At 63.7% G+C, this 10,755-nt stretch carries 12 protein-coding genes, 1 tRNA gene and 1 other annotated feature; of the genes, 7 read left to right on the top strand and 6 right to left on the bottom strand.

The window, feature by feature from the left end; translation table 11 throughout:
- The 3 genes from AACR77_RS14365 to AACR77_RS14355 form a co-directional block, all read right to left on the bottom strand.
- A partial coding sequence (locus AACR77_RS14365; protein WP_442853379.1) for a DUF3157 family protein occupies window positions 1-164 on the bottom strand: 164 nt, incomplete at its 3' end.
- Between the two features lie 88 nt (window positions 165-252).
- On the bottom strand, window positions 253-1,083 hold the full coding sequence (locus AACR77_RS14360) for a hypothetical protein (RefSeq protein ID WP_039041372.1): 831 nt from the start codon (window positions 1,081-1,083) through the stop codon (window positions 253-255).
- 147 nt (window positions 1,084-1,230) lie between these two features.
- Window positions 1,231-1,830, bottom strand: coding sequence for an HAD family hydrolase (locus AACR77_RS14355; protein ID WP_042864299.1), 600 nt, complete (start codon window positions 1,828-1,830; stop codon window positions 1,231-1,233).
- A gap of 191 nt (window positions 1,831-2,021) precedes the next feature.
- Window positions 2,022-2,155 (top strand) — a sequence feature (Phe leader region).
- Between the two features lie 38 nt (window positions 2,156-2,193).
- Between AACR77_RS14355 and pheA the strand changes: the two genes are divergently transcribed.
- Window positions 2,194-3,366 (top strand): prephenate dehydratase, encoded by a 1,173-nt coding sequence (gene pheA, locus AACR77_RS14350; protein ID WP_010673312.1) that lies wholly within the window; start codon window positions 2,194-2,196, stop codon window positions 3,364-3,366.
- A 623-nt stretch (window positions 3,367-3,989) separates the two neighbouring features.
- Here pheA and AACR77_RS14345 read toward each other — a convergent pair.
- Entirely contained in the window at window positions 3,990-4,415 is a 426-nt protein-coding gene (locus tag AACR77_RS14345; protein WP_010673311.1) for an LPP20 family lipoprotein, read from the bottom strand.
- Between the two features lie 88 nt (window positions 4,416-4,503).
- Complete coding sequence (locus tag AACR77_RS14340) at window positions 4,504-5,124, bottom strand: FlgO family outer membrane protein (RefSeq protein ID WP_010673310.1); 621 nt, start codon at window positions 5,122-5,124, stop codon at window positions 4,504-4,506.
- Window positions 5,125-5,389: 265 nt separating this feature from the next.
- Between AACR77_RS14340 and AACR77_RS14335 the strand changes: the two genes are divergently transcribed.
- The 5 genes from AACR77_RS14335 (at window position 5,390) to AACR77_RS14315 (ending at window position 9,148) form a co-directional block, all read left to right on the top strand.
- Complete coding sequence (locus AACR77_RS14335) at window positions 5,390-6,541, top strand: flagellar assembly protein FlgT (protein ID WP_039041370.1); 1,152 nt, start codon at window positions 5,390-5,392, stop codon at window positions 6,539-6,541.
- Between the two features lie 50 nt (window positions 6,542-6,591).
- Window positions 6,592-6,668, top strand: a tRNA-Arg gene (locus AACR77_RS14330).
- A gap of 262 nt (window positions 6,669-6,930) precedes the next feature.
- Window positions 6,931-7,755, top strand: a complete 825-nt coding sequence (gene ppk2 / locus AACR77_RS14325) for a polyphosphate kinase 2 (protein ID WP_042864304.1) — start codon at window positions 6,931-6,933, stop codon at window positions 7,753-7,755.
- A 159-nt stretch (window positions 7,756-7,914) separates the two neighbouring features.
- A complete protein-coding gene (locus tag AACR77_RS14320; RefSeq protein WP_042882426.1) occupies window positions 7,915-8,976 on the top strand; it encodes a PQQ-dependent sugar dehydrogenase in 1,062 nt (353 codons plus the stop codon).
- Between the two features lie 16 nt (window positions 8,977-8,992).
- The gene (locus AACR77_RS14315) at window positions 8,993-9,148 is read left to right on the top strand and encodes an entericidin A/B family lipoprotein (RefSeq protein WP_010673301.1); all 156 of its coding nucleotides are present in this window, start codon (window positions 8,993-8,995) and stop codon (window positions 9,146-9,148) included.
- Between the two features lie 45 nt (window positions 9,149-9,193).
- On the opposite strand, the gene AACR77_RS14310 is transcribed toward AACR77_RS14315, so the two are convergent.
- The gene (locus AACR77_RS14310; protein WP_010673300.1) at window positions 9,194-9,988 is read right to left on the bottom strand and encodes a DeoR/GlpR family DNA-binding transcription regulator; all 795 of its coding nucleotides are present in this window, start codon (window positions 9,986-9,988) and stop codon (window positions 9,194-9,196) included.
- 256 nt (window positions 9,989-10,244) lie between these two features.
- Here AACR77_RS14310 and AACR77_RS14305 point away from each other — a divergent pair.
- Window positions 10,245-10,755: NAD(P)-binding domain-containing protein (locus AACR77_RS14305; RefSeq protein WP_042882425.1), on the top strand; the 511-nt coding region annotated here is incomplete at its 3' end.

Here is a 10,755-nt window from a genome sequence, read left to right as displayed (position 1 = left end):
CCGGCTACCGTGGCTGCCGGCTTGACCAGCAGGTATTCCCAGGTGAAATCGTCATTGAGTTGCACCTGGCGACCATCCGGCAAGGTGATCTGGTGCAGGGGAGCCGCCTCGGCCAGCAGAGGGCACAGACAGAGGGCGAGCAGCAGTCGGGAGAGGGGTTTCATGGGCAGGCACTCGATAAAGGATGCGAAGGGGGCAGTATAAAGAGTCGTGCCCTCCTTGCCTATGACCCCCCTCACGTTACGCCCCGGCTCAGATGACCAGGGGGTGGGGATCCTCCAGCGTGGCCAGATCCAGGGTCACCAGATCGAACTGGGCACTCCTGAGGGCCTTCTGGATGGTGGGCTGCATGTCGAACACCAGGGCCCGCAGCCGTTCGGGCACCCGGATCCTCGCAAGGGTGGTGACCCTGTCACCCAGGGTATGGAAGAAGACCTGGGCGCCCCCCAGTCCCATGTCCACCAGCATCTGCTCGGCCATGTCGACCATCCGCAGGTGCCGCCTGTCCAGGGAGGTCATATCGACAAAGCGCCGGCTCAGGCAGGCCTCCCCCACGTCTCCCCAGAGCGCCAGTTGCCGCTGGTGAAAACCGTAGCGAAAATCCCGGTTGGTCATCCCCTGCTCGGCAAAGATCCAGAGGGTGTTGGCGGGCAGGCTGTGAAAGCGACGCAGGTACTCCCGCTTCTCCTCCACCGAGGCTGACATCAGCAGCGGCGGGCCCTCTTCATGTTCGAGCTGCTGGCAGAGGTAGCGCACCGGGTCGGTCACCTCGGCGAGGTGGCCCAGGTGGGCGCTGAAGATCATCTCGTCGGTCTTGAGCACCTGATGGGGGATGCCGTAGTGCCGGCAGTAGCGCTGTGCCCTGGCCACCGACTGGCGGCTGAGGGTGGGGTTGTCCAGGGTGATGGCGCGAAATCGCACCCCGCTGGCCCGGCACAGATCCATGCTGTAGCAGGATTCCAGTCGGCCGGAGAAGGAGACAAGCAGTTCGCTGTAACCGGCCAGGGTGTTGATGAGCCTCTGTTCCCTGGCTTGAAAGGTCTGATCGTATCCCCGATTCAGCGCAACGACATTGGCATCCATAACAACAACTCCGGATGATGAACTGGATACCATTTTGCCCACCCCAAGCTGAATATACACTTAAAGAGTGCGGGTAAAACTGTACATTATTTGCTCCAAATCAACGCTTCCCCCACTTTTTTCGCTGCGAAGCGAAACTGGCTCCCCTCAGGCCGGCAACAACCCCTGAGCGATCAGATACGCCCGGCACCGGGCCGGATCGGTGAAGATCAGCCCCCGCAGACCGAGCGCCTCGGCCGCCGCCACGTTGGCCGGGCTGTCGTCGATAAAGAGGCACTCCCCAGCCTTGAGGTCGAACGACACCAGCAGATAACGGTAGATGTCGGGCTCGGGTTTGAGCATCCGCACCCGGGCCGACACCACCTTGCCGCTGAAGAAGCGCCAGAAGGACTGATGCTGCTCCAGCCAGTCGATGCTGGCGTGCCCCATGTTGGAGAGGGCATAGAGGGTGTGGCCTGCACCGTGCAGTTCTTCGATGAGCGCCACCATGGCGGGATCCGGCACAAGGGAGGACGGCACCGCCTGCAAGATGGCCAGATTCTCCGCCATCGACAGGCCGGTGCGCCCCTGCGCCTGACGGGCCATGGTGTGCAGAGAGAGGGTCCCCCTGTCCACCTCCAGCCAGTCCGGGTGGTTGAACAGCTGCTCCGCGATCGCTGTCGCCCCCTCGGGGCCGCGCACCCCACTCACTATGGCCACCGGATCCCAGCGCACCACCACTCTGCCCAGATCGAAGATCACCGCCATCGTCTCGTCCCCTCTATGTGTTGTTGCCACGGATGTGGTTACAGCGGTTGCCATAAACAGGGACCAGAACGACGCTCACTCTCCCTCGGCAACCCGAGCCACCACCCTGCCCCGTTCAACGCCCCCGGGCAAATTTTACTTGCATCGCACCGCCAAATCCCTTAATGGTTATGGCGTTACATTCAGGACACGCCCATGAACACACCATTCTTCTTTGTTTTCTCGTTTACCCGGCCCACATGAGGGAAGGCCCGTCGTCACGTGAACCATTCGCGTAAACAGAAACCAAAGACGAATCGAGCCTCCCCAGCGGAGGCTTTTTTTTGCACCACACACCACAGAATCACTGGATAGGGAACCACCATGGCAACGCTCGACGAGATCAGACACGACATCACCCAGTTGGATCAGGAGCTGCTCGCCCTGCTGGCCAAACGCAAGACCCTCAGCATCGAGGTCGCCCGCGCCAAGCAGGCCAATCCCCGTCCCATCCGTGACCACCAGCGCGAGCAGGACTTGCTGGTCGCCCTGATCCAGAAAGGGCGCGCCCTCGGACTGGATGCCCAGTACATCACCCGCATCTACCACACCATCATCGAAGACTCCGTGCTCTCCCAGCAGGCCTACCTGCAGAGCCTGCTCAACCCCCAGCAGCAGGAGCCCATGACCAGCGTTGCCTACCTGGGACCGCGCGGCTCCTACTCGAGCCTGGCCGCCCGCAAGTACCTGGCCCGCTACAAGGATCAGGTGATCGAGGTGAACTGCCAGAACTTCCGCGAGGTGCTGGACACCGTGGAGTCGGGCCGTGCCGCCTTCGGGGTGCTGCCCATCGAGAACACCAGCTCGGGCTCCATCAACGAGGTGTACGACGTGATGCAGCACACCACCCTCTCCATCGTGGGTGAGCTCACCTATCCCATCGAGCACTGCATCCTCACCGCCGTGCCCACCGAGATCGAACGCATCAAGACCTTCTACGCCCATCCCCAGGTGTTCCAGCAGTGCTCCCATTACCTCAGCAAGCTGGAAGGGGCGCGCCACGAGATCTGCGACTCCTCCTCCAGCGCCATGATGAAGGTCAAGGAGCTGGCAAGCCCGGAAGCGGCGGCCATCGGCAGCGCCGCAGGCGGCGAGCTCTACGGCCTGGACGTGCTGGCCGAGCAGCTCGCCAACCAGAAGGAGAACTACAGCCGCTTCATCGTGGTGGCGCGCAAGCCCATCGACGTGGCGCCCCAGATCCCGGCCAAGACCACCCTCATCATGTCCACCTCCCAGAAGCCGGGCTCCCTGGTGGAGGCGCTGCTGGTGCTGCGCAGCCACGAGATCAACATGACCAAGCTGGAATCCCGTCCGGTGCAGGGCAACCCCTGGGAGGAGATGTTCTACCTGGATGTCTCCGCCAACCTGCAGACCCCGGCCATGCAGGCCGCCCTGCTGGAGCTGACCAAGATCACCCGCTACATCAAGGTGCTGGGCTGCTACCCGAGCGAAGACGTCAAGCCGACCGCCGTGCCGCCCGTCTTGATGGGAAGCTGATGGGGAGCAGATCCCGCCCCTGCTACACAAAGGCGAGCCCCGGCTCGCCTTTGTGCTCTCTGCGCCCTCCCCGTGAGACGCGGCCCAGTCCCGCCCTTCCCTTCCGGCGTTAAACCGCCCTCCACCCCCTTCCTCGTGGACCCGGGATCTGGCGCGGCTGTCTTTCCACTCACCATCAGGCCATCTTCCTCCCGTTGCGGCCCCCTTTTGCCGCCTGCCGGGCCTTTCTATCGTTTGGCTTTATTTAACGACATGGCGGCATCGTTAGATTTCCCTAAACAAAAAAGGCCGCTATTCCGGCGCCCGGGCACCTCTTGTTCGGCCTCAGCCCCGATTTTCCTCGCCACAGGCCGGATCCCGACCGGCCCATCAACTCCGTTTCTCCTGCCGAAGACCAGTTCCCCCCCAAGACGCCAACCCCGGTTATCCTCTCCAGGCCCTATCCCGTCCAAGACGCCAACCCCGTTTATCCTCCCCAGGCCCTATGCCGTCCAAGGCACCAACCCGGTTATTCCCCGCAGATCCGAGCCCTTTCCCGACCAAACAAAAAGGCGAGCCTGCGCTCGCCTTTGTCTGTGCCGTGATGATCGCCGGGCTCATGCCGGCGCCCCCCCGGACCCGCCCTAGAACTGGCCCGCCATCAGCTGGTTCAGGTGATAGAGGTTGCGGGTGTCGAGCTCCAGCTCGGTGGCATAGGTGTTGCCACGGGGATAGGTCGCCACCACCCGGGCACCGCGCACCATGCCCGCCACCGACACATCCAGGGAGTTGGAGGTCTGGGTCAGGTCCTTGTAGCTGCTCTGGCCGCGCACCTGCTGGCCGTTGAGCTGCTCCGCCAGCTCCCGGTAGGCGTCCATCTTGGAGGCGCGGATCGCCTGCAACATCTTCTCGGACTGGGAGGGACCGGGCTGGATGTCGATCACCGCATACCCCACCGCCTTGAGCACCGGGAAGTCATCGGGCTTCTCGCCCACGTCATAGTTCACCACCCGGTTGCCACTGCACGCCGTCAGCAACATGGCCATCAGGCAACCCAACAAGATTTTCATCGCTGTTTCCCCGTTTTCCTGTTCACCACACCCGATGTTTCACGGCTCAATGTCAGCCAGCCCGCTTCACGCTTCATGACGCGCCACCTCAAGGGGTCAGGTTGACCAGATGACCGGACGGGCTCTGGCCCCCCCGCATCAGGTAACCGCGATTGATGGAGGCCCGGCCAAAGGAGTTGCTGGCACCGGACAAATATTGTTTCGGGATCAGGCTCTGGGCCGTGGTCTCGACCATCTTGGTGCGCAGATCGATGATGCGGGCGTTGACCAGGATCCCCTGCTGATTGCGGCTGAAGGTGCCGGTCAGGATGCGGGAGATGGGCAGCCGGGACGAGAGATCCTTGTAGTTGCGGCTCATCACGAAGTCCCCCTGCGGGGTCACCTGGATGTTGCCCGTGGTCTTGAAGTCCACCACCACTTCCCCGCGCCGGTTCAGCTCGTAGATGAAGCTCTCCTCGATCTGCTGTCCCATCCAGTTGGTGTCCTTCAGGGTGTCGAGATCGACAAAGGAGGCGACCGCAATGGGCTCGGTCAGGGTCGTGAGAGACTTGCGCTCCATCAGCTGATCCGTCATGCGGGCCACCAGCCAGTTGAGCTCCATCCCCTTCGCCGCCTGGCGGGGGTCTCCCAGCTCCCGATTGATGGGGTCGGCCGACCCGCAACCGACCAATGCCAGCGCCACCGCCAGCACCGTGATAACTCTCTTCATGGATACCTTTCCTGTATCTGCACCTGACCTGTTATCGGTCGCAACCGCCAACACTTGAGGCGGGAATGCGCGCAGGATCCTCGATGATCCCCAAGCAAAGGCGTGTACTGTGCCACCGGAGCCCGCCGTACGGGCTCCGGCCAGGGAAGAAGGCATGGTTCTTGCTTTTATTTGGTCACCCGCTCCGGTGCAGACCGGATCTGTGTCCAGGATCCCTGACCCGCCCCACCGGCGGCAGCGGGGTCGCCCACTCAAGGTGTTTGTTATGAAAGTTTCGCTGCTGTTCACCCTGCTGCTGGCCAGCCTGTCGGCCAGGGCCGAACTTATCGAGGCCCAGGGCAGTGCCGCCATTCTGGGGGGCGACGAGGTCTACGCCCGCGAGCAGGCGACCCGGGATGCCCTGCGCCAGGCGCTGCTGGCCAGCGGTGCCTCCGTCTCCAGCATCCAGCGCCTGGAAAACGGCAGCCTGCGCTCCGAGCAGATCCAGATCCGCTCCGGCGGCGACATCCGCCAGTACCGCCTCAAGCGCGAAGAGGTGCGCAACGGCCGCATGTACATCACCCTCGTGGCCGACATCCAGGCGGAGCGGCAGATCTGCCAGACCCAGCACTACGCCAAGGATTTGACGCTGGTGCGCCTGCGCATGCGCTACCCGGACCAGGCAAGCACCGGTGCCCTGGACGACATGCCCGCCGATCTCTCCCGCCGGCTGTTTGAAACCCTGGCGACGACACCCCAGGTGGTCGCTCGCCAGTGGCTGGACGAGAACCTGCGCATCGACCCTCTCCATCTGCAACAGGGGGATCGCAGCGCCCTCGAGGAGATCAAGGCCCTGAGCCTGCGCACCGACAGCCAGTATCTGGTGCTCGGCAGCATCGACGACCTCTCCCTCGAGCCCCAGGGCAACGCCCTCACCAGCTGGTATGAGGATCCCGTGCGCAACTTCTCCATGCAGCTCTACCTGTTCGACGGCATCAACGGCAGCCTGCTCGGTCGCAAGGAGTACAAGGGCCGCGCCAACTGGACCTTCTCCAAGCGGGAGCAGGTGGGCAGCAGCGGCGGCCAGTTCTGGCAGTCGAGCTTTGGCCAGGAGGTGGGCTACCAGTTGAAGGAGGCGGCCCAGGACATCGCCGCCGAACTCGCCTGTGCCCCCGTCACCGCCCGGATCGTGGCCCAGCACGAGCGCGGCCCCCACATCAACCTGGGCCGCCGCAACGGGGTCAAACTCGGGGACCAGTTCCGGGTCCAGCACAGCGCCGACTTCGTCGACCCCTATGGCAAGTCCAGGGTGATGCGCAACCCCGCAGACGGTCTGTTCGAGGTGGTGCAGGTGTTCGAGGATGGCGCCATCATCAGCAGTCAGAACAAATATTCGCCGTTCAATGTCCAAATCGGTGACCTGGCCGTATTGGAATAGGAATCAAGGGTTTAAAAGCACAATGCTTCTTGTATAATGCCCGCCACAAGGTTCCCGTAGCTCAGCAGGATAGAGCGGTCCCCTCCTAAGGGACAGGCCACTGGTTCGACTCCAGTCGGGAACGCCATACACAGCAAGGGGCTGGCATCGTCATGATGCCAGCCCCTTGTCCGTTTCTGCGCCATTTCCCCTGCATCCATGGCGGCCAGGTCCCGCCCCCCCCTCTTCAATGTCTCACTGCCACCAACAACCCCGCGAGCCCCACCAAAGATGATCCCAGCCATCCCCCTGTAGTTGCCACTCCCGGTGGCGGCACACCGTCATCTACCCTTGAAGGGCGCCGTCCGGCAGGACGGCCCTCCATTCGCCGAGACACAGAGAAGGACATCATGGGCAGCAAACGAAAATCCAGAACGGAAGAACCGGTCGTGGCCGAGGCGCAAAAGCCCCTTGGCAACAAGGCATACGAAAAGGCGCTGCGCCTCTTGCACGTGGAGCTGGTCAGGCTGCAGCAGTGGGTGGTGCACAAGGGGCTCAAGGTCTGCATCGTCTTCGAGGGGCGCGACGGGGCCGGCAAGGGGGGCACCATCAAGGCGATCACCGAGCGGGTCAGCCCCCGGGTCTTTCGGGTCGTCGCACTGCCCGCCCCCACGGAGCGGGAGAAGAGCCAGCTCTACTTCCAGCGCTACATCCCCCATCTGCCGGCGGCGGGGGAGATCGTCATCTTCGATCGCAGCTGGTACAACCGGGCCGGGGTGGAGCGCATCATGGGCTTTTGCAGCGAGGAGGCGAGCGACAAATTCCTGGCTGGCACCCCCATGGTGGAAAAAGCCCTGGTGGACTCTGGCATCATTCTGCTGAAGTACTGGCTGGAGGTGACCCCACAAGAGCAGGAGCGGCGGCTGCGTGATCGCATCGACGATGGCCGCAAGATCTGGAAGCTCTCCCCCATGGACATCAAGTCCTTCGATCGCTGGGATGACTACACCCGGGCACGGGATGCCATGTTCATCGCCACCGACACCGCCTGGGCCCCCTGGTTCGTGGCCCACTCCGAGGACAAGAAACGGGTGCGCCTCAACATCATCTCCCACCTGCTGGCGCACATCCCCTACGAGGCGCTGCCGACGGAGCCGGTGAAGCTGCCCAAGCGCAAGATAGGCAAAGTCAAACCATCGGAGCACCCGCTTCGCATCGTGCCAGCCCTCTTCTAGCCAGACGGGGTGAGCCCTGGCTCACCCCCTTTCCCTTCCTGCCCCAAGGGACAACCGGCGCTGCCGGTATCATCCAATGGCTTGTTGTTGCTCACGTTTTCCCGTTTGCCTCCCCTATACTTCAGCGACATTCAGGTCTGGCCGAGCGAGGAGGCCCCCATGTTGCGACTGTTTGCCCTGCTGCTTGTCTGCCTGGTGCTCCCGGTGCGGGCGCTGACCCTGACCCCGGTGGCGGGGGAGCTACGCCACCCCTGGGGACTGGCCTTGCTGCCGGATGGCGGCTACCTCGTCAGCGAGCGCCCTGGGCGCCTGCTGCACATCGATGCAGATGGCAACCGCCATGTGGTCTCCGGCCTGCCGCCCCTCGCCGCCACGGGTCAGGGGGGTCTGCTCGATCTCGCCCTGGACGGCGATGGCTGGCTCTATCTCAGCTACAGCGAGCCGGGGGATGGGGGAGCCGGCACCGCCGTGGCCCGGGCCCGGCTGCAAAAAGAGGCCCTCGTCGACTGGCAACTGCTGTTTCGCCAAGAGCCCAAGGTGGCCGGCGGCGCCCACTTCGGCTCCCGCCTGGTGCTGACGGAGGATGGCTATCTCTTCATCACCCTGGGGGATCGCTACACCGAGCGGGAGCGGGCCCAGACGCTGGACAACCACCTCGGCAAGACAGTACGCCTGCACAAGGATGGCCGGGTCCCCGCCGACAACCCCTTCGTCAAGACGCCGGGGGCCCTGCCGGAGATCTGGAGCCTGGGCCATCGCAACATGCAGGGGGCGGCCCTGCGTCCGGGCAGCCAGCAGTTCTGGGCTCACGAGCACGGTCCCCAGGGCGGGGACGAGGTCAACCTCATCCTGCCAGGCCACAACTACGGCTGGCCCAGAGTGACCTTTGGCGAGGAGTACGGGGGCGGCAAGATTGGCGTGGGCCAGAGCGCGCCGGGCATGACGGCACCGCGCTGGATCTGGGTGCCCTCCATCGCCCCCTCGGGCATGACCTTTTATCAGGGGAACCTGTTCAGGGAGTGGCAGGGGGATCTGCTGGTCGGCGCCCTGCGTGGTCAGGCCTTGTTGCGCCTGCACCTCGACGGAGACAAGATAGTGTCGGCAGAGCGGCTGCTGACCGATCTGGGGGAGCGGATCCGTACCGTCAAGGAGGGCCCCGACGGCGCCCTCTACCTGTTGACGGATTCAGGCCAGGGGCGCCTGCTCAAACTGACCCCATAGCATGAAAGGAGCAAGGATGAAGACGAATCGCATGCTGCTGGTGCTGTGCACCAGCCTCTGGTTGCTGGGCTGCAACACCATCCACGGGATGGGACGGGACATCGAGAAGGCGGGGGAGGTGATCCAGGGCTCCGCCAAGCTGACGGACGCACCGGCCGCAGAGGGTCGCTGATCCCGGTCAGGTGGCGCGGTGGTTCGCCCCCTGTCGCCCCTTTCCTTACCCCTGTTCGGCGCTGGCCACCAGACTGGCCAGCGGCGCCATGGTCACCCTGACCCCGTGCTGTGCCAATGCCTCGCGGGCGCTCTGGGGCAGTTGCTCGTCGGTGATCACCTGATCGATCGCATCCCAGCTCACCACGTTGAAAGTCCCCACCTTGCCATATTTGGACGAATCGCAGATGAGGATGCGGGTCGCCGCCGACTCCACCACGGCCCGCTTCACCGGCACCTTCTGTTCGCTCGGGGTGGAGATCCCCTGACTGTCCCAGGAGGAGGCTGACAGGAAGGCGATGTCCAGATGGAGGTTGCGCAGGAAGTGGGCGGTGGCCTCCCCGGCACAGGACTGGTTCTCGCGAATGACCTGACCCCCGGTGTGATAGAGGCGGCAGCGGCCGTGCTCGATGAGGTAGGCGCAGACCATGAAGTCGTTGGTCACTATCATCAGGTCTTCCCGAAGCGCCAGCTCCCGGGCCAGCTCCAGGGAGGTGGTACCGGCGTCCAGATAGACGGTGCTCCCCTCGCTCACCTGGGCGGCGGCGAGCCGGGCAATGGCCAGCTTGGCCCCCTGCATCAGGCTGCGCTTGGCGGCGTGTGAGGGCTCGCTCTTGATCCGCTGGGAGAGGCTGACCCCGCCGGAGACGGAAAGTACCCTCCCCTGCTCCTCCAGCTTCTGGATGTCGCGCCTGATGGTCATGTGGGAGACCTGCAGCCAGTCGGTCAGCTCCACTATGCTGACCACGCCGCGCTCTGCCAGCAGTTGCAGGATACGTTGCTGTCGCTCTACGGGAATCATCTTGCCTCGCGCCTCGGGAAAAGGAAGGTGCCATTCTACCCCAGCGACCTGGGAAAAAATGATAAATAACCTGAAACGGGCTCACAAATCACATTTATTCACACAAAAAACGCCAAAATTTGACTCGAAAGAATCTCAACCCTCATAAATAACAAAAATTAACATCAATTAAGTTACTTTTTGTGACGACTGCCTGATATTTCATCGCCGCAAGCCTCTACTATCTGCTCATCAGTCGTAATCGAGGAATCACGAGATGAGCACTCCCTATCATGTTGCGGTCATCGGCCTGGGCGCCATGGGCATGGGCGCCGCCCGTTCCTGCCTGCGGGCCGGGCTCACCACCTATGGCATCGACCTCAGCGAACAGGCCCGCGGCCAGTTGCAGCAGGCCGGTGCCGCCGCCGTCATGGCCGATGCCAGGCCTCTGGCCGAGACGCTCGATGCCGTGCTGTTGCTGGTGGTCAACGCCACCCAGGTGCGCCGCATCCTGCTCGGCGAAGCGGGGCTGGCTCGCCACCTCAAACCGGGCACCGCCATCATGGTCTCTTCCACCATCGCCGCCGAAGAGGCGAGCGCCCTGGCCGCCGAGCTGGCGCAGATGGGACTGCCGATGCTGGATGCGCCGGTTTCCGGTGGTGCCATCAAGGCCGACGCGGGGGAGATGACGGTGATGGCCGCAGGCGCCGACGCCGCCTTCGACAAGCTGGCCCCTGTGCTGGATGCGGTGGCCGGCAAGGTCTACCGGGTCGGCAGCGAGCCGGGCC

It is taken from the genome of Aeromonas sp. ZOR0002 (assembly GCF_963866995.1).
GTDB lineage: Bacteria > Pseudomonadota > Gammaproteobacteria > Enterobacterales > Aeromonadaceae > Aeromonas > Aeromonas caviae.
The sequence above is the reverse complement of the archived record's forward strand: the minus strand, read 5'-3'. Positions and strand labels throughout refer to the sequence as shown.